The 22182-nt window shown below is 66.7% G+C and carries 20 protein-coding genes; 11 read left to right on the plus strand and 9 right to left on the minus strand.

The window, feature by feature from the left end:
- The first annotated feature begins 9 nt into the window (after positions 1-9).
- Together IE00_RS06480 and IE00_RS06485 are read left to right on the plus strand one after the other, a co-directional pair.
- Positions 10-2289 (plus strand): NADP-dependent malic enzyme, encoded by a 2280-nt coding sequence (locus IE00_RS06480; protein ID WP_072296260.1) that lies wholly within the window; start codon positions 10-12, stop codon positions 2287-2289.
- 216 nt (positions 2290-2505) lie between these two features.
- Positions 2506-4398: a propionyl-CoA synthetase gene (locus IE00_RS06485; RefSeq protein ID WP_072296261.1), complete on the plus strand. Its 1893-nt coding sequence runs from the start codon at positions 2506-2508 to the stop codon at positions 4396-4398.
- Between the two features lie 3 nt (positions 4399-4401).
- Here IE00_RS06485 and aroA read toward each other — a convergent pair whose 3' ends face one another.
- Positions 4402-5733: a 3-phosphoshikimate 1-carboxyvinyltransferase gene (gene aroA, locus IE00_RS06490; protein ID WP_072296262.1), complete on the minus strand. Its 1332-nt coding sequence runs from the start codon at positions 5731-5733 to the stop codon at positions 4402-4404.
- A gap of 114 nt (positions 5734-5847) precedes the next feature.
- On the opposite strand from aroA, the gene IE00_RS06495 reads away from it, so the two are divergent.
- Positions 5848-6579, plus strand: coding sequence for a DNA alkylation repair protein (locus IE00_RS06495; protein WP_072296263.1), 732 nt, complete (start codon positions 5848-5850; stop codon positions 6577-6579).
- Here IE00_RS06495 and IE00_RS06500 read toward each other — a convergent pair.
- Positions 6567-7067 (minus strand): hypothetical protein, encoded by a 501-nt coding sequence (locus IE00_RS06500; protein ID WP_083554127.1) that lies wholly within the window; start codon positions 7065-7067, stop codon positions 6567-6569. The genes IE00_RS06495 and IE00_RS06500 overlap by 13 nt on opposite strands.
- 118 nt (positions 7068-7185) lie before the next feature.
- Between IE00_RS06500 and moaA the strand changes: the two genes are divergently transcribed.
- Entirely contained in the window at positions 7186-8193 is a 1008-nt protein-coding gene (moaA, locus tag IE00_RS06505) for a GTP 3',8-cyclase MoaA (RefSeq protein ID WP_072296264.1), read from the plus strand.
- Positions 8194-8260: 67 nt separating this feature from the next.
- Here the strand turns inward: moaA and ispG are convergent, their stop codons facing one another.
- From ispG to IE00_RS06530, 5 genes are all read right to left on the minus strand, one after another.
- Positions 8261-9379 carry a flavodoxin-dependent (E)-4-hydroxy-3-methylbut-2-enyl-diphosphate synthase gene (gene ispG, locus IE00_RS06510; RefSeq protein ID WP_072296353.1) on the minus strand — a complete coding sequence of 373 codons (1119 nt, stop codon included), beginning with the start codon at positions 9377-9379 and terminating at the stop codon, positions 8261-8263.
- Positions 9380-9466: 87 nt separating this feature from the next.
- Entirely contained in the window at positions 9467-10144 is a 678-nt protein-coding gene (locus IE00_RS06515) for a thiamine diphosphokinase (protein ID WP_072296265.1), read from the minus strand.
- Positions 10141-10353 (minus strand): DUF2842 domain-containing protein, encoded by a 213-nt coding sequence (locus IE00_RS06520; protein WP_072296266.1) that lies wholly within the window; start codon positions 10351-10353, stop codon positions 10141-10143. Before IE00_RS06520 ends, IE00_RS06515 begins: the two co-directional genes overlap by 4 nt.
- 63 nt (positions 10354-10416) lie before the next feature.
- Positions 10417-11709, minus strand: coding sequence for an adenylosuccinate synthase (locus tag IE00_RS06525; protein ID WP_072296267.1), 1293 nt, complete (start codon positions 11707-11709; stop codon positions 10417-10419).
- Between the two features lie 87 nt (positions 11710-11796).
- A complete protein-coding gene (locus tag IE00_RS06530) occupies positions 11797-12015 on the minus strand; it encodes a SlyX family protein (RefSeq protein ID WP_072296268.1) in 219 nt (72 codons plus the stop codon).
- Between the two features lie 57 nt (positions 12016-12072).
- Between IE00_RS06530 and hisS the strand changes: the two genes are divergently transcribed.
- The 3 genes from hisS to hisG are packed head-to-tail and all read left to right on the plus strand — an operon-like array spanning position 12073 to position 15292.
- Positions 12073-13557 carry a histidine--tRNA ligase gene (gene hisS, locus IE00_RS06535; protein WP_072296269.1) on the plus strand — a complete coding sequence of 495 codons (1485 nt, stop codon included), beginning with the start codon at positions 12073-12075 and terminating at the stop codon, positions 13555-13557.
- Positions 13557-14615 carry an ATP phosphoribosyltransferase regulatory subunit gene (locus tag IE00_RS06540; protein ID WP_139291360.1) on the plus strand — a complete coding sequence of 353 codons (1059 nt, stop codon included), beginning with the start codon at positions 13557-13559 and terminating at the stop codon, positions 14613-14615. The genes hisS and IE00_RS06540 overlap by 1 nt, the downstream gene beginning before the upstream one ends.
- Entirely contained in the window at positions 14612-15292 is a 681-nt protein-coding gene (gene hisG / locus IE00_RS06545; RefSeq protein WP_072296271.1) for an ATP phosphoribosyltransferase, read from the plus strand. The genes IE00_RS06540 and hisG overlap by 4 nt, the downstream gene beginning before the upstream one ends.
- An 11-nt stretch (positions 15293-15303) precedes the next feature.
- On the opposite strand, the gene IE00_RS06550 is transcribed toward hisG, so the two are convergent.
- A complete protein-coding gene (locus IE00_RS06550) occupies positions 15304-16197 on the minus strand; it encodes a nickel/cobalt transporter (RefSeq protein WP_072296354.1) in 894 nt (297 codons plus the stop codon).
- An 11-nt stretch (positions 16198-16208) separates the two neighbouring features.
- A complete protein-coding gene (locus tag IE00_RS06555; protein WP_072296272.1) occupies positions 16209-16871 on the minus strand; it encodes a DUF1007 family protein in 663 nt (220 codons plus the stop codon).
- Positions 16872-17032: 161 nt separating this feature from the next.
- Here IE00_RS06555 and IE00_RS06560 point away from each other — a divergent pair, with 161 nt between their 5' ends.
- From IE00_RS06560 to IE00_RS06575, 4 genes are all read left to right on the plus strand, one after another.
- A complete protein-coding gene (locus tag IE00_RS06560) occupies positions 17033-17998 on the plus strand; it encodes an alpha/beta fold hydrolase (RefSeq protein WP_072296273.1) in 966 nt (321 codons plus the stop codon).
- Positions 17999-18058: 60 nt separating this feature from the next.
- On the plus strand, positions 18059-18718 hold the full coding sequence (locus IE00_RS06565) for a glutathione S-transferase family protein (protein WP_072296274.1): 660 nt from the start codon (positions 18059-18061) through the stop codon (positions 18716-18718).
- 110 nt (positions 18719-18828) lie between these two features.
- On the plus strand, positions 18829-20787 hold the full coding sequence (gene parE / locus IE00_RS06570) for a DNA topoisomerase IV subunit B (RefSeq protein ID WP_072296275.1): 1959 nt from the start codon (positions 18829-18831) through the stop codon (positions 20785-20787).
- Between the two features lie 116 nt (positions 20788-20903).
- Positions 20904-22157: an MFS transporter gene (locus tag IE00_RS06575; RefSeq protein ID WP_072296276.1), complete on the plus strand. Its 1254-nt coding sequence runs from the start codon at positions 20904-20906 to the stop codon at positions 22155-22157.
- The last annotated feature ends 25 nt before the right edge of the window (positions 22158-22182 follow it).

The following is a 22182-nucleotide window of genomic DNA, read 5'->3' on the forward strand; positions in this document are numbered from 1 at the left end:
AGGGGCAGAATGGAAGACCGCAGGCAGGACAGCGCGCGCCAGGCAGCACTGGATTATCATGAATTTCCGCGACCCGGTAAGCTGGAGATCCGCGCCACCAAGCCGATGGCGAACGGCCGCGACCTGGCCCGCGCTTATTCCCCCGGCGTGGCCGAAGCCTGCCTCGAGATCAAGGCCGACCCCTCGACCGCGGCGCGTTACACCACCAAGGGCAACCTGGTGGCGGTCATCTCGAACGGCACCGCGGTGCTGGGCCTGGGCAATATCGGGGCGCTGGCATCGAAGCCGGTGATGGAGGGCAAGGCCGTCCTCTTCAAGAAATTCGCCGATATCGACTGCTTCGACATCGAGGTGAACGAACCCGACCCCGTCAAGCTGGCCGAGATCGTCTGCGCGCTGGAACCGACCTTCGGGGCCGTGAACCTGGAAGACATCAAGGCGCCCGACTGCTTTGTCGTGGAACAGCTGTGCCGCGAACGGATGAACATTCCCGTCTTCCATGACGACCAGCACGGCACCGCCATCGTCGTAGGCGCCGCCGCCACCAACGCGCTGCGCATCGCCGGCAAGCGGTTCGAGGATATCAAGATCGTCTCGACCGGCGGCGGGGCCGCTGGCATCGCCTGCCTGGACATGCTGCTGAAGCTGGGCGTGCGCCGCGAAAACGTGTGGCTTTGCGACATTCACGGCTTGGTCTTCGAAGGCCGGACCGAGGACATGAACCCGCAGAAGGCCGCCTATGCCCAAGCCTCGGACAAGCGCGCCCTGACCGAGGTGATCGACGGGGCCGACCTGTTCCTGGGTCTGTCGGGTCCGGGCGTCCTGTCGCCGGACATGGTCGCCCGCATGGCCGACCGCCCGATCATCTTCGCCCTGGCGAACCCCAATCCCGAAATTGACCCCGATGCCGCCCGCGCCGTCAAGCCCGACGCGATCATCGCCACGGGACGCAGCGATTATCCCAACCAGGTCAACAACGTCCTGTGCTTCCCCTTCATCTTCCGCGGGGCGTTGGATGTCGGCGCGACGACCATCAACGACGAGATGAAGATCGCCTGCATCGAGGGCATTGCGGCCTTGGCGCGTGCGACCACCGCCGCCGAAGCCGCCGCCGCCTATCGCGGTGAAACGCTGACCTTCGGACCGGAATACCTGATCCCCAAACCCTTCGACCCGCGTCTGGTCGGCGTCGTCAGCAGCGCGGTCGCCAAGGCCGCGATGGAGACGGGCGTCGCCGCGCGTCCGCTGGAGGACCTCGAGGCCTACAAGCTGAAGCTGGACGGCTCGGTCTTCAAATCCGCGCTGATCATGCGCCCCGTCTTCGAGGCCGCCGCCACCACCGAACGCCGCATCGTCTTTGCCGAGGGCGAGGATGAGCGCGTCCTGCGCGCCGCCAACGCCATGCTGGAGGAAACGACCGACGTGCCGATCCTGATCGGCCGTCCCGACGTCATCGCCATGCGCGCCGAACGTGCGGGCCTGCCGATCCGCCCCGATATCGACTTCCAGATCGTGAACCCCGAAAACGACCCGCGCTATCGTGATTACTGGGAAACCTATCACGGCCTGATGGCGCGGCGCGGCGTCAGCCCCGACATCGCGCGCGCGATCATGCGCACCAACACCACCGCCATCGGCGCGGTCATGGTGCATCGCAACGAAGCCGACAGCCTGATCTGCGGCACCTTCGGGCAATACAGCTGGCATCTGGACTATGTCCGCCAGATCCTGGCCCGCGACGGCCTGCATCCGGTGGGTGCGCTGTCGATGATCATCCTGGAGGAAGGGCCGCTGTTCATTGCCGACACGCAATGCCACAACGACCCCACGCCCCATCAGGTGATGGAGGCCGTGATGGGCGCCGCCCGCCATGTCCGCCGCTTTGGCCTGGCCCCCAAGATCGCACTGTGCAGCCATTCGCAATTCGGCAATACCGACAGTGCCTCGGGGCGCAAGATGCGCGAGGCGCTGGAGCTGCTGGACGCGCATGAACCCGATTTCATGTATGATGGGGAAATGCATGTCGACGCGGCGCTGGATCCCGAATTGCGCGAACGGATCTTCCCGAACTCGCGCCTGGAAGGCGTTGCCAACGTGCTGATCTTTGCGGGCACCGATGCGGCCTCGGGCGTCAGGAACGCGCTGAAGATGCGCGCCGGCGGCCTCGAGGTCGGTCCGATCCTGATGGGCATGGGCAACCGCGCCCATATCGTGACGCCCTCGATCACCACGCGCGGCCTCTTGAACATGAGCGTCCTGGCCGGCACGCCGGTCACCCATTACGGCTGATCCATGACGGGCGCGCGAACGCGATTCGCGCGCCCGGCTTTGCAAACCGTTCCGCCTGGAAAAGCCGAAACCCCTGGGCATCGGCGGTTTGCAAAACCCCGCCTGCCCTGCGGAACGCATTTTGCAGAATGGTGCGCCTGCCACGCGCTAACAGGCTTGCCTGCACCCCCCCGATCCGCGCAACACTGCGGCTGCGCGTGTCGAGGGAGGGGAAACATGGCTTATCGGGACATCTATTCACAGTGGCAATCGGACCCCGAGGGGTTCTGGATGGGCGCAAGCCGTGCCATCGACTGGACCCGCAGCTCAAGCCGCGCCTTTTTTGACCAGGGGCCCGTGGGCGAATGGTTCGCGGACGGGATGGTCAACACCTGCTGGAATGCCATCGACCGCCACGTCGCGGCGGGACATGGCGACCGGATCGCAGTCATTCATGACAGCGCAATGACCGGTCAGGTCGCCCGGATGACCTATGCCGAATTACAGGACCGGGTCGCGCGGCTGGCGGGTGTTCTGGCGGCGCATGGCGTGGGCATGGGCGACCGTGTCATCATCTATATGCCGATGATCCCCGAGGCGCTGCAGGCGATGCTGGCCTGCGCGCGGATCGGGGCCATCCATTCGGTGGTCTTCGGCGGCTTTGCCGCGCATGAACTGGCGGTCCGGATCGACGACGCGCAGCCCAAGGCCATCCTTGCCGCCTCCTGCGGGTTGGAGCCGAACCGAACCGTCCCCTACAAGCCGCTGCTGGACAAGGCCCTGGACGAGGCGCGCCATAAACCCGGTCTGTGCGTGGTCCATCAGCGCCCGGAATGCACTGCCGACATGACGCCCGGTCGCGACCTGGACTGGGACGCCGCGGTGGCATCGGCCACCCCCGTCGATTGCGTGCCGGTCGCAGGCAACCATCCGGCCTATATCCTCTATACCTCGGGGACGACCGGTCAGCCCAAGGGCGTCGTGCGCCACACCGCCGGGCATCTGGTCGCCCTGGCCTGGAGCGTGCCGCAGATCTATGACATCGGGCCGGGGGATGTGTTCTTCGTGGCCTCGGATGTGGGCTGGGTCGTGGGCCACAGCTATATCGTCTATGGGCCGCTGATCGCGGGGGCGACGACCGTCATCTTCGAGGGCAAGCCCGTTGGCACCCCGGATGCGGGCACGTTCTGGCGCATCGTCGCCGATCACAAGGTCAAAAGCTTCTTCACCGCGCCGACCGCCATCCGCGCCGTCAAGCGTGACGATCCACAAGGGGGGCTGATCGGCAACTATGATCTCTCCAGCCTGCGGGCGCTTTTCCTGGCGGGGGAACGGGCCGATCCCGACACCATCACCTGGGCCGAACACCATCTGAAGGTTCCTGTCATCGACCACTGGTGGCAAACCGAAACCGGCTGGCCCATCGCCGCCAACCCGCTTGGGGCCGGGCTGCTGCCGGTGCGCAAGGGCAGTCCCTCGGTGCCCATGCCGGGCTATGCGGTGCATGTGCTGGACGAGGCCGGGCACCCCGTGGCACCCGGCACGCTTGGCGCCATCGCGCTGAAGCTGCCGCTGCCCCCCGGCACGCTGCCGACGCTGTGGAATGCCGAAGACCGTTTCCGCAAAGCCTATCTGGACCATTTCCCCGGCTATTACGAAACCGGTGACGCGGGCTTTGTCGACGATGACGGCTATGTCTTCATCATGGCGCGCACCGATGACGTCATCAACGTGGCCGGACACCGGCTGTCCACCGGCGCGATGGAGGAGGTCCTTTCCGCCCATCCCGCCGTCGCGGAATGCGCGGTGATCGGCGTTGCGGACCCGTTAAAGGGTCAGGCACCCGTGGGTCTGTTGTGTCTGAAGAAGGGCGTGACCGCGACATCGCAGCAGGTCATGACCGAGGTGGTCGCCATGGTCCGCGACCGGATCGGCCCTGTGGCGGCCTTCAAGACGGCCTGCGTCGTCGATCGCCTGCCCAAGACGCGTTCGGGCAAGATCCTGCGCGCGACCATGGCCAAGATCGCCGATGGGGAAGAGGTCAAGACCCCCGCCACCATCGACGATCCCGCCATCCTGGACGAGATCAGGGCCGCATTAGCCGGCGTCGGTTATCCCTGCAAACGCTAGGGATCAGTCGATCTGCGCACCAAGGCGCGTCATCAGCGGCACGAAATCGGGGAAGGACGTGGTGATCGGGTTGCCATCGTCGATCTGCACGGGGTTTTCGGTTGCAAGGCCCAGCACCATGAAGGACATGGCGATGCGGTGGTCCAGATGGGTGACGGCCTGACCGCCGCCCGCCACCGATGCAGCGCCATGGACGGTCATGCTGTCCTGGGTTTCCTCGACAGTGACGCCGTTGGCCTCCAGCCCGCGGGCCATAGCGTCGATGCGGTCGCTTTCCTTGACGCGCAGTTCGGCGACGCCGTTCATGACCGTCTTGCCTTCGGCAAATGACGCGATGACCGACAGGATCGGGAATTCGTCGATCATGCTGGCGGCGCGTTCGGCAGGGACGGACACGCCCTTCAGGGGACCATGGCGGACCACCAGATCGGCGACGGGTTCGCCGCCTTCCTCACGCGGGTTTTCGAAGGCGATGTCGGCGCCCATCTCCTGCAGCGTGACATAGAGACCGTCGCGCGTCGGGTTGCGGCTGACGCCCGGCACGCGGATATGGCTGCCCGGCACGATCAGCGCCGCCGCGACCGGGAATGCCGCGCTGGAGGGGTCGCGGGGCACCGCCACGGGCTGGGCGCGCAGTTCGGGGCGGCCCTTCAGCGTGATCCTGTGGCCCTCATCGGTGGTCTCGGACCGGATTTCGGCGCCGAAACCTGCCAGCATCCGTTCGGAATGGTCGCGGGTCGGTTCGGATTCGATGACCACCGTGTCGCCCGGCACGTTCAGTCCGGCCAGCAGGATGGCGGATTTGATCTGCGCGCTGGCCACGGGCGTGCGATAGGTCAGCGGCACGGGATCGGCGGCCCCTTCGATGGTGATGGGCAGGCGGTCGCCCTCGCGGGCGGTGATCCGTGCGCCCAGCTGCGCCAAGGGCACCGTCACCCGCGCCATGGGGCGGCGCGACAGGCTGGCATCGCCCGTGAAGGTGGCGGTGATGTCGGTCGTGGCCATCGCCCCCATGATCAGCCGCACGCCGGTGCCGGAATTGCCGCAATCGATCACCCCTTCGGGCGACCGAAAACCGCCGACGCCGACGCCATGCACGCTCCAGTCGCCGGGACCGTGCTGGGTCACCTCGGCCCCGAAGGCGCGCATGGCCTTGGCGGTGTCCAGCACGTCCTCGCCCTCCAGAAGGCCGGTGATGCGCGTTTCGCCCACGGCCAGGGCCCCCAGGATCAGCGCGCGGTGGCTGATCGACTTGTCACCGGGCACCGTCGCTTCGCCCGTCAAGGGGCCGCTGCGGCGAGAGGTCATCGGACGGGCTGGGGCGGAATGCGACATGGGTTACCTCGTGATTTTGCGGGCCTTTTACCGCGCCGCCAGCCCCGCTTCCACCATCTTCTTGAGGCTTGGCCCGCACGCGCCTAGAAGGAGATCGGAAAACAGGAGAATTTCATGCAGGAACTGGACCAGCTTCGCGCCTTGGCCAATCCCGAACTGGCCGAACGCAACGCCGCGCGTCACAAGACCGGCCGCCAGACGCTTGGCCTGACCCCTGCCCAGATCGAGACCGCCGTTGCCGGCTGGCGCGACAATCTGGACATCGACGGCCGCGTCGCGCTGGCCCGCGCCCTGTGGGACAGCGACATCCACGAGGCCCGCCTGGCCGCCGCCCGCCTGTTGGTACAGGCGCGCATCCGTCCCGACGATGCCGTCTGGGACACCATCCGCGAATGGGCGCCGGGCATGGACGGCCCCGAGATCGCCGATGCGGTGATGGTCGCAGGCGCCAAGCGCCTTGTCGCCGATCCGGCCCGGATCGAGGAGATGCTGGACTGGGCGCAATCCCCGAACCCGTTCATGCGCCGTGCGGCGCTGATGGGCACCCTGCCATGGGCCAAGATGAACAACCCCAAGCCCGCCGATCTGGAGATCCGCGAACGCGTGCTGGACTGGGCGGCGCATCTGGCCGATGACGGCAACGGCGCCGTGCGCCAGGCGGTCGATACCTGGCTGCGGGACCTGGCCAAGCGAGCGCCCGAACGTGTCGCCGAATGGCGCAAGGATCGCGAAGCCGCGATCGCACAGGCGCAAGCGCAGGTTCAGGCGCAGAAATCAGATGACGCCGATGCGCCGGATACAACCGGGCCCGCCGAAACGGACCCGGCCAGCGATCAGGATTTGTAGACGTCCAGCGTCGGCAGATCGGTCAGCGAAATGCCCAGCAATTGCAGCGCAGGCAGGGAAACCTGGCTGCCGCTGCCGCCACTGGTCAGCGGGATCAGCTCGACCTTGGCGGATTTGCCGTTGGCCGGATTCACGATGCGCCCCATGGCCCGTGTCTTGACCAGCGGCGTCTTGATCCAGAAGCCCCCTTCGGACGGATTGCCAAGCGATCCGACGGTCGACCCCAGCTTGGTCTCGGCGCTGGCCTCGGGCGCCTTGGCGGCGGCCTCGCGCTGTTCCTGGGTGGTCGTGTCCAGCTGCGCGGGGGTGGCGCGGGCGGCCGGACGCGGCGCGGGCGCGCGGGTGATGGCGGTCGCGGCCGCGACCTGTTCGGCGCTGACGGTCTGGGTGGGCTGGATATCCGGGCGGGTCTGGGTCTTGGTCATCTGGCTGCATCCGGCCAGCGCCAGCCCCAGTCCCATCGTCACGGCAAGGGGTGTCATGCGCATCGGCGTCTCCTGCGATTATGTGTTGGCGCAGTTTAGGCACGACAAAAACGAAAGGTCCACTGGCAGTCCCGTGATCCTGCCCATTGTGAGCGGCGCCCGGCATGCCTAGATTGCAGCCATGGAAACGCACGCCCCCCTGATCGACCCCTTCGCCCGCCCCATCAATTACCTGCGGGTCTCGGTCACCGACCGTTGCGATTTCCGCTGCGTCTATTGCATGGCCGAACATATGCAGTTCCTGCCCAAGGCCGAATTGCTGACGCTGGAGGAACTGGACCGTCTTTGCACGGCCTTCGTGGGCCTTGGCGTGCGCAAGCTGCGCATCACCGGCGGCGAACCGCTGGTCCGCCGTGGCATCATGGGTTTCTTCCGCAACGTGTCGCGCCATCTGGGTCACGGTCTGGACGAACTGACCCTGACCACCAATGGCAGCCAGCTGGCCCGCCACGCGGCCGAACTGTACGAATGCGGCGTCCGCCGGGTGAACGTGTCGCTGGACACGCTGGACCACGAAAAATTCGCCCAGATCACCCGGTGGGGACGCCTGCAGCAGGTTCTGGACGGCATCAGGGCGGCACAGGACGCGGGCCTGCAGGTCAAGATCAACGCCGTCGCCCTGAAGGGCTTCAACGATGTCGAACTGTTCCGGCTGGTGGAATGGTGCGGCGCGGAAGGCCACGACCTGACCTTCATCGAAGTGATGCCCATGGGCGATCTGGGCAACGAGGATCGGCTGGACCAGTATTGGCCGCTGTCGGACCTGCGCGCCCAGCTGGCCGAACGTTTCACCCTGCTGGATCTGGCCGAACGCACCGGCGGCCCCGCACGCTATGTCAAGCTGGCCGAAACCGGGCAGAAGATCGGCTTCATCACACCGATGACCCATAATTTCTGCGAAAGCTGCAATCGGGTCCGCGTGACCTGCACGGGCGAATTGTACATGTGCCTGGGTCAGGAAGACCGCGCCGACCTGCGTGCGCCGTTGCGGGCGCATTCGGACGACACCGTCCTGCGCCAGGAAATCCGCGACGCCATCGCGCGCAAGCCCAAGGGCCATGATTTCGACTATTCCCGCCAGAAGGTCGAAGGTCAGATGACCCGCCACATGAGCCATACGGGCGGCTGACACACCCTGATCGTGATGACCCGCAGTGGCCGGAGGTCAGAACGCCCCCGGCCAGCGCGGGCCGAGATCATTCGCCCGAGGCTTCCGCCTCCAGTTTTTCGGCGCGTGCTTCGACCAGTTCGACGATGTGATCGACCATCTTCTCGTTCGACAGCTTGTGACTCTGGCGACCGGCCATATAGATCATGCCGCTGCCCGCCCCGCCCCCGGTAAAGCCTAGATCGGTCATCAGCGCCTCGCCGGGGCCGTTGACCACGCAGCCGATGATCGACAGGCTCATCGGGGTCTTGATATGTTCCAGCCGCTTTTCCAGCGCCTCGACCGTCTTGATGACGTCAAAGCCCTGCCGGGCGCAGCTTGGGCAGGAAATGATCTGCACGCCGCGGGTGCGCAGGCCCAGGGATTTCAGGATCTCGAAGCCGACCTTGACCTCCTCGACGGGGTCGGCCGACAGGCTGACGCGGATCGTGTCCCCGATGCCGGCCCACAGAAGGTTGCCCAGTCCCACCGCCGATTTCACCGTGCCGCCGACAAAGCCGCCCGCTTCGGTGATACCCAGATGGATCGGGGCGTCGGTCGCCTCGGCCAGCTGCTGATAGGCGGCGGCGGCCAGGAACACGTCGCTGGCCTTCACGCTGATCTTGAATTCGTGGAAATCGTTGTCCTGCAGGATCTTGATGTGATCCATGCCGCTTTCGACCATCGCGTCGGGGCAAGGCTCGCCGTATTTCTCCAGCAGATGGCGTTCCAGGCTGCCCGCATTGACGCCGATGCGGATGGAACAGCCGTGGTCGCGGGCGGCCCTGATGACCTCGCGGACGCGGTCGGCGCTGCCGATATTGCCGGGGTTGATGCGCAGGCAGGCGGCACCGGCCTCGGCGGCCTCGATGGCGCGTTTGTAGTGGAAGTGGATGTCCGCCACGATCGGCACCGGGCTTTCGCGGCAGATCTCCTTCAACGCCCGCGTCGTGTCCTGATCGGGGGCGCTGATGCGCACGATGTCGGCCCCCGCATCGGCGGCGCGGATGACCTGATCCAGCGTGGCGCGCACGTCATGCCCGTCCGTGTTCGTCATCGTCTGGACGCTGATCGGCGCATCACCACCCACGGGCACGTTGCCGACCATGATCTGACGGGATTTCCGACGCTCGATATTGCGCCAGGGGCGGATCGGGTTCAGCGACATCTGCAAGCCTCCGGGGGACGGGTTGCCCCTCAGATAGGCCATGCGGGGCGCGACGACAACCGCCACGGCCCGATCACCTTGTCGGGATCAGCCCGCAGGCACCGACAGGGCGGTCAGCACGGTGCCCAGGGATTTGCGCGGCAGGATGACCAGCATCTTGCCCTGGATCCGCAGCGAGACAAGCCCCGTCGCCCGGTTCGACGTCCCCACGCGCGCACCCGGCGCGAAATCGATGCCGTCGATGGGCCATTCCAGCCCGCTGCTGGTCCCGCGTGCCGGTCCCATCGGATAGAGCGAGACGCGCGTGCCCGGCATCAGCGGCAACGTCACCCGGGGTGGCGCCACGAAGATCACGTCATCCGAGGCGATCATGATCACCCGCGGCACGTCCTGGGCCACCAGCGCCGTCAGTGCCGCCAGCGTATGGTCCAGCCGCAGCCCCGCAAAACCCACCGCCATGACGATGGGCGCATCGATACGCGTCAGGCATTTGACGAAATCGGTGCTGTCCTGTTCTTCGACATGCAGCAGCCGGTCTGGCGGCACGGCGGCCCGCCCCCGATCGGAAATGCTGTCCAGATCCCCGATCACCCAATCGGGCAGGCGGCCCAGTTCCAGCGCCCGATCAGCCCCCCCGTCGGCGGCGACAAGAACGGGCGCGATGGTCATGGCCAGGGCCAGATCGGCATCGCTGACCTGGCCGCCCCCGATGACGGTGATGCCCCGGTCGCTGGTGATGGGGCGCATCACGGGGTCTGCGGTCATTCCTCTTTGCCGACGCCGAGGAACACCTTTTTGAAGGGCAGCGCCCAGAGGATGCCAAGGACGACATAGATCGCGACCTCGACCAGGATATGCTGGCGACCGAAGCGCGCATCCATCCAGTTCATCAGCGTGACGGCGACGACCACGTAAAGCGGCATCAGCACCAGCAGGACAAGAAGCGACAGGCGCTTGCGGGACTTGAGGTTCATCCGGGTCTTTCCTTTGCAGGGGGCACCGCGACCGTGCGCCCCCAAGGCAGGTTCAGGCGGGGTTCAGTCCTCGAACGGGTCGGTCACCAGGATGGTGTCGTCACGTTCGGGGCTGGTCGACAGCATGGCCACGGGGCATTGGATCAGTTCCTCGACCCGGCGGACATACTTGATGGCGGCGGCGGGCAGATCGGCCCAGCTGCGTGCACCTTGCGTGGATTCCTGCCATCCGTCCATCTCTTCGTAGATGGGGGTCACCTTGGTCTGCAACGCAGCCGCGGTCGGCAGATAATCGTATTTCACGCCGTCGATCTCATAGCCGACGCAGATCTTCAGCGTCTTGAAACCGTCCAGCACGTCCAGCTTGGTCAGCGCGATGCCGTTGACGCCGCTGATGGCGCAGGTCTGGCGCACCAGGACGGCATCGAACCAGCCGCAGCGGCGCTTGCGCCCCGTCACGGTGCCGAATTCATGGCCGCGTTCGCCAAGGCGCTGGCCGTCCTTGTCCTGCAACTCGGTCGGGAACGGGCCCTCGCCCACGCGGGTGGTATAGGCCTTGACGATGCCCAGCACGAAATCGATCGCGCCCGGACCCATGCCGGTCCCCGAAGCCGCCGCCCCCGACGTCGTGGTCGAGCTGGTGACATAGGGATAGGTGCCGAAATCGATATCCAGCAGGCTGCCCTGCGCGCCTTCGAACAGAATGCGCTTGCCGGCCTTGCGGGCGTCGGACATGATCTTCCAGACGGGCTGGGCATAGGGCAGCAGCTTGGGCGCGATCTCCAGCAGCTTGGCCTTCAGCTCGGCGCGGTCGATGGCCTCGGCGCCAAGACCGGTGCGCAGCGCGTCGTGATGGGCCAGCAGGCGGTCGATGCGGTCGTCCAGCGTCTTTTCATCGCCCAGATCGGCCAGGCGGATGGCGCGGCGGCCGACCTTGTCCTCATAGGCGGGGCCGATGCCGCGGCCGGTCGTGCCGATCTTGGCCTTGCCGGCGGCTTCTTCGCGCAGCTTGTCCAGGTCCTGGTGCAGCGGCAGGATCAGCGGCGTGTTTTCCGCGATGATCAGGTTCTCGGTGCTGATCTTGACGCCTTGGCCCGCCAGCTTGTCGATCTCCGCGAACAGCGACCAGGGGTCCAGCACGACGCCGTTGCCGATGACGGCCAGCTTGTCCTCGCGCACGATGCCCGAGGGCAGCAGCGACAGCTTGAAGACCTTCCCGTCGATCACCAGCGTGTGGCCGGCATTGTGGCCACCCTGGAAACGCGCGATCACATCCGCGCGTTCAGACAGCCAGTCGACGATCTTGCCCTTGCCCTCGTCGCCCCATTGCGCTCCGACAACCACAACATTGGCCATGGACGATCCTTCCGTTTTCCGAAATCTTTTCGGACCGGCCTTAGCGCATCGGCCCGCGCGGGGGAAGCCGCGATTTCAAACCGCGCTTCAGTAATGGGGGGGCGGCCGGTCGGCGACGGCCACGCTGCCTTCGCCCAGGGACTGGCGCTCGGCCTCGGCGCGCATCAGCATGTCCAGGCGGCGCGTCAGCCGCGCGATGTCGCCATCCTGCCGCGCGATCACCTCGGACAGGTCGTCGGTGACGCGGGTCAGATAGGCCAAAGCCTCCTCCAGTTCGGTGATACGGTCTTCGGGCTTCTTGTCCATGTCGGATCCTTCCGTTAAGTCGGCGCTTGGATTTGGCCCCGTAAAGGCACAGGAACCATGGCAAAAGATCAAAAGAAGCAGCCCCGGCCCAAGGCCGAGACGCCCAAGGGCTTCCGCGACTATTTCGGCGCGGATGTCACCGAACGCAAGCAGATGCTGGACCGCATCGCCGCGATCTATCATCGCCATGGCTTCGATCCGCTGGAAACCAGCGCGGTCGAGACGGTGGATGCCTTGGGCAAGTTCCTGCCCGATGTGGACCGACCCAATGCCGGCGTCTTTGCTTGGCAGGAGGAAGCCGTCCCCGGTGGCGGCACCGCAGGCGACTGGCTGGCGCTGCGTTACGACCTGACCGCGCCCCTGGCGCGCGTGGCCGCGCAGTTCCGCAACGACCTGCCCAGCCCCTATCGCCGCTATGCGATGGGGCCGGTCTGGCGCAATGAAAAGCCGGGGCCGGGCCGCTTCCGCCAGTTTTATCAATGCGACGCCGACACGGTCGGCAGCGCCTCGGTCGCGGCGGATGCGGAAATCTGCGCCATGCTGGCCGACGCGCTGGAGGCCGTGGGCATCGACCGCGGCGATTACATGGTCCGCATCAACAACCGCAAGGTCTTGAACGGCGTGCTGGAGGCGGCTTCGGTCAGCGCCGATCAATCCGACGACGTGCTGCGCACGATCGACAAGTTCGACAAGGTCGGGCGCGAGGGCGTGCTGGCCCTGCTGACCACGGGGCGGCGCGACGACAGCGGCGCCCAGATCGACGGCGTCGGGTTGACCACCGAACAGGCGGCCCCCGTGCTGGCCTTCCTGACCTCGAAGGGGGACGACAACGCCGCGACCCTGGCCAATCTGCGCGCCGCGGTCGGGGCATCGGAAATCGGTGCCGAGGGTGTGGACGAACTGACCCAGATCGCCGAGATGCTGGCCGCGATGGGCGTGGCCGAGGATCGCGCCGTCATCGACCCGTCCGTCGTGCGCGGCCTTGGCTATTACACCGGCCCCGTCTTCGAGGCCGAGCTGACCTTCGAGATCCTGGACGAAAAGGGCCGCAAGCGGCAGTTCGGGTCGGTCGCGGGCGGCGGTCGCTATGACGGGCTGGTCGAACGCTTTACCGGCCAGAAGGTCCCCGCCACCGGCGTCAGCATCGGCGTCGACCGCCTGTTGGCCGCCCTGCGGGCCAAGGGTCTGGCCGGTGAAACCGATATCGGACCCGTCGTCGTGACCGTCATGGACCGCGACCGCATGTCGGATTACCAATCCATGGCCGCCGACCTGCGCGCCGCAGGCATCCGCGCCGAGGTCTATCTGGGCAATCCCAAGAATTTCGGCAACCAGCTGAAATACGCGGATAAACGCGGATCGCCCGTCGCCATCATCCAGGGCGGCAACGAGGCCGAGCGCGGCGTCGTGCAGGTCAAGGACCTGGTCCTGGGCGCCAGGATCGCCGCCGACGCCACGCTGGACGAATGGAAATCCCAGCCCGCCCAGACCGAAGTCGCCCGCGCCGACCTGGTCGCCGAAGTCCGGCGGATCCTGGGATGATCGGCAAGCGCGACAAGCAGGTCATCGGCCAGCGGCTGCTGGCGGCGTTCCGCGATGCGGGTGCGGCGGAAATCGCACCCGACATCCTGTTGCCCGCCGAAAGCCTGCTGGACCTTTACGGCGAGGATATCCGCGCCCGCGCCTATGTCACCGCCGACCCGATCCGCGGAGAGATGATGCTGCGTCCCGACTTCACCGTTCCGGTCGTCCAGGCGCATATGGAAAACGGCGCCGAACCCGCGCGGTACTGCTATCTGGGTGAAGTCTTTCGCAAGCAGGACATGGGCGACACCCGCCCCGCCAACCCCCGCGACAACGAATACCTGCAGGCGGGGTTCGAGCTGTTCAGCCGCGACCCCGATGCCGATGCCGAACTGTTCGCCCTGTTCCATGGGCTGGTCGCCCCCTACGGGCTGACCGCGCGGATGGGCGACATGGGGCTGCTTCTGGATGCGGTGGCGGGGCTGCCGCTGACGCAGGACCGGGCGCGGGCGCTGTCGCACCATATCTGGCGGCCGGGGCGTTTCGACCGCCTGCTGCAGCGTTTCTCGACCCCCTCGACCATGCGGCAGTTCGATCAGCCGGGCGCGGCCTGGGCCGGGATGCGCACGCAGGATGAGATGACCCGCCGCATCGCACGCCTGCAGGCCGATGCCGCCGTCCCCCCCCTGCCCGCCATCTGGTCCGAACGCCTGCACCGCCTGTTCGCCTTGCGCGTGCCCGCACCGCAGGCCCTGCCCGCGCTGCGCGACCTGGCCGCCGACATGCCCTCGATCGCGCCCGCCGTGGCGCGCATCGCGACGCGCATGCAGGCCATCGCGGATCGCGGCATCGATCTGGACGGCATCGTCTTCGACGCCAGCCACGGCCGCACCACGCTGGAATATTACGACGGCTTCACCTTCAGCTTCGTCGCCGACCGCGACGGCTGGCCGGCCATCGCATCGGGCGGTCGCTATGACGCGCTGACCCGCGTTTTGGGCAAGGGTCGCGAAATTCCCGCCGTGGGTGGCATCATCCGCCCCGGCCTGATCGCCGAACTGGAGGCCAGCGCATGATCCGCCTTGGCGTGCCGTCCAAGGGGCGGCTGATGGAACAGACCTTCGACTGGTTCGCGGAACGCGGCGTGACGCTGTCGCGCAGCGGGTCCGACCGTGAATATGCGGGCCGTGTCGACGGGGCCGAGGGCGTGTCCCTGGTCCTGCTGTCGGCGGGCGAGATCCCGCGCGAACTGGCCGCGGGCCGGATCGAGATGGGCGTCACCGGCACCGATCTGGTGCGCGAAAAATTGGCCGGATGGACCTCGGACGTGGTGGAACTGGCGCCGATGGGTTTCGGCCATGCCGACCTGATCCTCGCGGTGCCCGATTGCTGGCGCGATTGCCGCGATCTGGACGATTTCGCGGCCATCGCCCGCGATTTCCGCGCCGAACACGGCTTCCGCCTGCGCATCGCAACCAAGTATCACCGCCTGGTCCGCGCCTTTCTGGCCCTGCACGAGGTCGCCGACTACCAACTGGTCGACAGCCAGGGCGCGACCGAGGGCACCGTGGCCAACCTGACCGCCGAGGCGATCGCGGACATCACGTCGTCGGGGGCGACGCTGCAGGCCAACAACCTGCGCATCCTTCAGGCGGAACCGATCCTGCGGTCGCAGGCGACGCTCTTTGCCAATCGCGCCGCCCAGGGGCCGCAGATGCGGGCCTTTCTGGATCAGCTGGGCCTGACCGCCTAAAGCAGGGCCGCCTAAAGCAGGATCGCCGCCGACACGGCGGCGATCAGCAAGCCCGAGCCCAGTTGCATCGCGCCCGGCAGCCACTGCCCCACGCGCGCTAGGGGCCCCGTCTGCGGGAACAGCGCAAAACTGCCCTGCCGCGCCCAGACCGACAGCCCCGCCACAGCCAGCGTGACCGAGGCCGTCCCCAGCCCCATCGCCAGCGTTCCCAGCACCCCCGCCCCGAAGATCTGCATCCGCCATGTCAGGATCAGCAGGAACAGCGCGCCGGTGCAGGGCCGTGCCGCGATGCTGGCGACCAGCAAAATCGCGTCGCGCCAGGACTGCGCCTGGACCGCCTGCTGCGGCGTCGGTCCATGGGCGTGGCCGCAGCCGCAATCCGGGCCGTGATGGCGGTCGTGATGGTCATGCGCGGCCCGTGCCATCAGCATCCGCGCGCCCCGCCATGCCAGCCACATTCCGATCAGCGCGATCAGGGCGGTGCTGATGGTGGTCATGTGATCCTCGGTCAGGTCGGTCAGCGCCTCTCGCGTCAGGTTCAGAAACGTGATGCCGCCCCAGACCAGCGCGATGGCCGTCCCGGCCTGCGCGACCGATGACAGGACCGACAGCACCGCCAGCCGGCCCAGCGGCACCTGCGTGCCAAAGCCATAGCTGCCGATGACCAGCTTGCCATGCCCCGGCCCCACCGCGTGCACGAACCCATAGCCGAAGCAGACCGCCATCAGCCCCAGCAAGGCCCCCGGCTGTCCGCCACGCAGGGCGCGCAGCGATCCGGCCATCAGATCCTGCGCCTGCCTTTGCTGCAAGGCGGCCCAGTTCTGGATGCCATCAAGCCCCCCGGCAAACCATAGCGCCGCAAGCATCGCGGCGACGACCAGCCCCGTCAGGGCGATTGGGCGCATCGCCGCGGCCATCATCCCCCGGCCCCGCAATCAATGCGGACCTGATCGGCGCCGACATTGCCGATATCGACGGTCAGCATTTCGGGCTGGGTGCCGTCAACCTGGGCCAGGGCCGCTTCGACGGCATCGTCATAGGCCTTGGCGGCGGCCTGGGGGTCGCCTGTCTGCTGGGTCATGCGGCAAGGCGCGCGGCCGGTGATGAGGGGCGCATCGGGCATGCTGAACTGGACGTAATATTCGGGGTCATAGACCTGGATCGTCAGCGGGGCATCCTGGGCCAGGGGCGTTTCAAGCGTCCGCAGATGGGTCGAGATCAGCTGCCCGTCCTGATAGCGCGCCTTGAAATCCGTCCCCGGTCCCATCGCGACCGCTCGGTCATCGACGCTGAGGAACAGCCGCCCGTCGAAGCCCGGTTCCCAATCCGCGTCGAATCCCTGCAGCCGCTGCAGTTCGTCCTGGGTCAGGATGCCGTCGCCATCGGGGTCAAGGCCCAGATCCTCGATGATCAGCAGGGAATAGAAGGCGTCATAGGCCCATTCGACCTGCACCTGCTGCAGGGCGTCATCGCGATAGGCCAGCCGCAGCCCGGCATCGATGAAGACATGGGGATGGGCCCCGGCGGCCAGCGGGGCCAGCGTCAGGGCAAGCGACATGAGGGTCAGACGGGCGTTCATGGGGCTGGGGCACCTTGTAGCGGCGGATCGCCCCCAGTTACGGCGCAAACGGGTTCGGTGCAAATCAACGATGCGCCGACCGGCGGTTTGACGCAGGCCTGCACTGGAACCCGATCCGATGCGTGTCTGTTGCCCAAGGGAACGCGAAAGGGACCTCCTCCATGCCGAAGACGAAACCGCTGCTTCTGGGACTTGCGGCGGCGCTGCTGTTGGGCGGATGTGCCGCCCTGGTCGACAAACGCGCCACATCCCGCGAAAACGCCTTCGAGGCGCAGTTCCCGCCGACGGGCCAGCTGCTGCAGGTAAACGGCACCACGGTCCATGCCGACGTGCGCGGCAGCGGGCCGGACCTGGTCCTGATCCACGGGGCCAGCGGCAACACGCGCGATTTCACCTTCGACCTGGTCGGGCGCCTGACCGACCGTTATCGCGTCATCGCGCTGGACCGACCCGGGCTGGGCTGGACCGATTCCATCGGCGATCAGACCGACAACCCGCTGGCGCAGGCCGATCTGCTGCGGGCGGCCGCCAATCAGCTGGATGTCAGGGACCCCATCGTGCTGGGCCACAGCTATGGCGGGGCCGTCACGATGGGCTGGGCGCTGCGCGACCCGTCGGGGCCTTCGGCGCTGGTGCTGGTCTCGGGCGCGACCTATCCTTGGCCCGGAGAGCTGAGCCGCTGGTACGATTTCATGAACAGCAGCATCGGCGAACATACCGCCGTGCCGCTGATCACCGCATTCGCCCCCGAAAGCCGGGTGGACGACATCGTCGCGGGGATCTTCGAACCGCAGGACCCGCCCAAGGGCTATGTCGATTACATCGGGGCCGGACTGTCGGCGCGGCGCGAAAGCCTGATCGCCAATTCCGAACAGGTGGGCAACCTGAAGCCCTATCTGGCGGCGATGGCCCCCAAATACCCCGAACTGACCATGCCGATCGAGATCGTGCATGGCGATGCAGACGATACCGTCTATCTGGATGTCCATTCCAGCCGCATGGCGCGCGAATTGCCCAATGCCCGCCTGACCGTGCTGCCGGGCATCGGGCACATGCCCCATCACGCCGATCCGCAGGCCATCGTCGACGCCATCGACCGGGCCGCCGCGCGGGCGGGCATCCGCTGAGGAGGCTTGCGCCCCGCGTGCCGAACCTCCACCTTGAGGGCCAGATCACAAGGGGGCATCATGCTGACCATTCACGGCGTCGCGCGGTCGCGCGCCTCGCGCATCATCTGGCTGTGCCACGAACTGGGCCTGCCGTTCCTGCACCGCCCCGTCATTCAGGCCTATCGCCTGGCCGATGCAGGGGCAGCGGACGCGCCGACCAACACGCGCAGCCCGGATTTCCTGGCCCTGTCACCCGCGGGCGCGGTGCCTGTCCTGCAGGATGGGGACCTGACGCTGTCGGAATCCATGGCCTGCACATTGTATCTGGCGCGCAAGCATGGCGGTCCCTTGGGTCCGCAGGATGACAACGAAGACGCCCTGATGATGCAGTGGTCGTTCTATGCGGCGACCAGCATCGAGCCCGATGCGCTGACGATCCTGTTCCTGCACAACCGCGGCACCCTGCAATCGGCCGAGGATACGGGCCTGGTGGCCGAGGCCGCGACGCGGCTGATCCGCCCCCTGAAGGTCGTCGAACAGCAGCTGGCAACGCAGGGCCATCTGGTCGGCGACCGTTTTACCGTCGCGGACCTGAACATGGCCGAGGTGCTGCGCTATGCCCAGGGGCATGACGACCTGATGTCGCAATTCCCCGCGACCCGCGACTGGCTGACCGCCTGTCAGCAGCGGCAGGGCTTTGTCCAGATGGTCGCCCTGCGCGAGGCCGAACCTGCCTGATCGCGCCGCAATCCTTGGTGGCGGGCAAAGCGGGGGACCACAAGCCCTTGCCGCCCGCCCCTTGGGCGTGAGATAACCGCCCCCAACACGCGACGAAACGAGCATACCCGATGGCCGATGATCTTCTCTCCGGTGGCAACAGCACCGACAGCTATTCCGCATCCTCGATCGAGGTTCTGGAGGGATTGGAACCTGTCCGCAAGCGCCCCGGCATGTATATCGGCGGCACCGACGAACGGGCGCTGCACCACCTTGTGGCCGAAATCCTGGACAACTCGATGGACGAGGCCGTGGCGGGCCATGCCAGCCGCATCGAGATCGAGCTGTTGGCCGATCACAGCGTCGTGGTGCGCGACAACGGGCGCGGCATTCCCATCGACCCCCACCCCAAATTCCCCGGCAAATCGGCGCTGGAGGTGATCCTGTGCACGCTGCATGCGGGGGGCAAGTTCTCGGGCGATGCCTATGAGACATCGGGCGGGTTGCACGGGGTCGGCGCATCGGTGGTGAACGCCCTGTCCGACAGCATGGTCGTGCAGGTCGCGCGCAACAAGGAACTGTTCGAACAGCGCTTTTCGCGCGGCATTCCCGAAGGGCCGGTGGCCAAGATCGGTGCCGCCCCGAACCGGCGCGGCACCACCGTGACCTTCCACGCCGACGAACAGATCTTTGGCCATCACCGGTTCAAGCCCGCCCGGCTGATCAAGATGGTCAAGTCCAAGGCCTATCTGTTCAGCGGCGTGGAAATCCGCTGGAAGACCGAGATCGACGACGGCGAAACCCCGCGCGAGGCGACGTTCCATTTCCCCGGCGGCCTGGCCGATTACCTGTCGGAAACCCTGTCGGGCGCCACGACCTATGCCGAACGCCCTTTCGCGGGCAGCATCGATTTCAAGCGCTTCAACGCGCCCGGCAAGGTCGATTGGGCCATCAACTGGACGCCCGCGCGCGACGGCTTCATCCAGTCCTATTGCAACACCGTCCCCACCCCCGAAGGCGGCACCCACGAGGCGGGCTTCTGGTCGGCCATCCTGAAGGGCGTGCGTGCCTATGGCGAACGGGTCAACAACAAGAAGGCCAACAACATCACGCGCGAGGACCTGCTGACGGGCGGCTGCGCGCTGGTCAGCTGCTTCATCCGCGAACCGGAATTCGTGGGTCAGACCAAGGACCGCCTGGCCACGGTCGAGGCCGCGCGCCTGGTGGAAAACGCCGTGCGCGACCATTTCGACAACTGGCTGGCATCGGACACGAAATCGGCCGGCGCGATTCTGGACTTTCTGATCCTGCGGGCCGACGAACGCCTGCGCCGCCGCCAGGAAAAGGAAACCGCCCGCAAGACCGCCACGAAAAAGCTGCGCCTGCCCGGCAAGCTGGTCGATTGCAGCGCCACCAACCGCGAAGGAACCGAGCTGTTCATCGTCGAGGGCGACAGCGCCGGCGGCAGCGCCAAGATGGCGCGCGACCGCACGAAACAGGCCCTGCTGCCCCTGCGCGGCAAGATCCTGAACGTGCTGGGCGCGGCGTCTTCCAAGATGGGCGCCAACCAGGAAATCAACGACCTGTGCCAGGCGCTTGGGGTGTCGATGGGGACCAGGTTCAACGTCGACGATCTGCGCTATGACAAGATCATCATCATGACCGACGCCGATGTGGACGGCGCCCATATCGCCAGCCTGCTGATGACGTTCTTCTTCACGCAGATGCGCCCGATGATCGACCGCGGGCATCTGTACCTGGCCTGCCCACCGCTGTACCGCCTGACGCAGGGGGCGCATCGCGTCTATGTCTCGGATGACGCCGAGAAGGAGCGGATGATGGCCAAGGGTCTGGGCGGACGCGGCAAGATCGACATGCAGCGCTTCAAGGGTCTGGGCGAGATGGACGCCAAGGACCTGAAGGACACCACGATGAACCCCGCCACCCGCAAGCTGATCCGCGTCAGCATCGACGATGACGAAGGCGGCGAAACCGGCGATCTGGTCGAACGCCTGATGGGCAAGAAGCCCGAGCTGCGCTTTCAGTACATCCAGGAAAACGCGCAATTCGTCGAAGAACTGGACGTCTAGGGTCTATTGCCGGCGCCCAGAGTCGCAAACCGGCCGGGGGATGGCGAAATCGGTGTGACGCGCGGGTCATTCCCTGACAAGGTGCCCGGACCGGGAAACCTGCAAGGACAAGCGCGATGATCAGCACCCTCATGTCGGTCTGGGCCCTTCTTGTCGGCGTCGTGCTGATTCTGATGGGCAACGGCATGCAGTTCACGCTGATCGGCCTGCGCGGAGAGATCGAGGGCTTTTCCTCGATCGCGCTGGCCATCGTCACCTCGGGCTATTTCGTGGGCTTCCTGTCGGGGGCACGGCTGACGCCCGTGATGATCCGCCGCGTGGGTCACGTGCGGGTCTTCGCCGCCCTTGGCAGCTTCACCTCGGCAGGTCTGATCGCGCTGCCGCTGGTCCCCGAGCCATGGGCCTGGACGATCCTGCGCGCCATCATCGGTTTCTGCATGTCGGGCATCTATGTGGCCGCCGAAAGCTGGCTGAACGCGGCATCGACCAACCAGACGCGGGGCCAGGTCCTGTCGGCCTACATGATCGCGCAGACCCTGGGCATCATCGGGGCGCAGGCGCTGCTGCCCTTCGGGAACGCGGGCAATTCGGCGCTGTTCATTGTCGCCTCGATCCTGGTGTCGATTTCCTTCGCGCCGATCCTGCTGTCGGTGGCCCCGGCCCCTGTGGTCGAGGTCGCGCGACCCATGTCGATGACGGACCTGCTGCGCGCCGCCCCCCTCAGCACCGTGGGGATCTTCCTGCTGGGCAGCGTCTATGCCACGCAATCGGGAATGGCAGCGGTCTTTGGCACCCAGATCGGCATGACCGCATCGCAGATCGCGCTGTTCGTGGCGATGCTGTTCGGGGGCGCGCTGCTGCTGCAATATCCCATCGGCTGGCTGTCGGACCGCATGGACCGGCGCAAGCTGATCTTCGGGGCGGCGCTGCTGGGCGCGCTGTTCTGCGCCTTTGGCATCATGGTGGGGGGCGATCTGTGGCCGCTGATGGCGGCGGCGTTTTTCGCGGGCGGGGTGACGACGCCCCTTTATGCGCTGTTTCTGGCCTATACCAACGACGCCCTTGCGCCCCAGGACATGCCGGCCGCGTCGGGCGGGCTGGTCTTCACCTTCGGATTGGGGGCGATCGCCGGGCCGATCATTGCGGGCTGGGCCATGCAAAGGCTGGGGCCGGCGGGTTTCTGGTCGGTGCTGGGGGCGCTGTTCACGACCATCGCGCTCTATGCGCTTTATCGGATGACGCAACGGGCGGCCATTCCCGTGGCGCAGACCGAAAGCTATCTGGGGGTGATCCCGACCACGTCGCCCGTCGCGGTCGAAGCTGCCGGTGCCTGGGCCGCCGAACAGGCCGAGCCGTCGGAACCCGAATGATGCCCCACCCGCGCGGGCGGATGGG

It is taken from the genome of Paracoccus sp. SM22M-07, assembly GCF_001887735.1.
Taxonomy (GTDB): domain Bacteria; phylum Pseudomonadota; class Alphaproteobacteria; order Rhodobacterales; family Rhodobacteraceae; genus Paracoccus.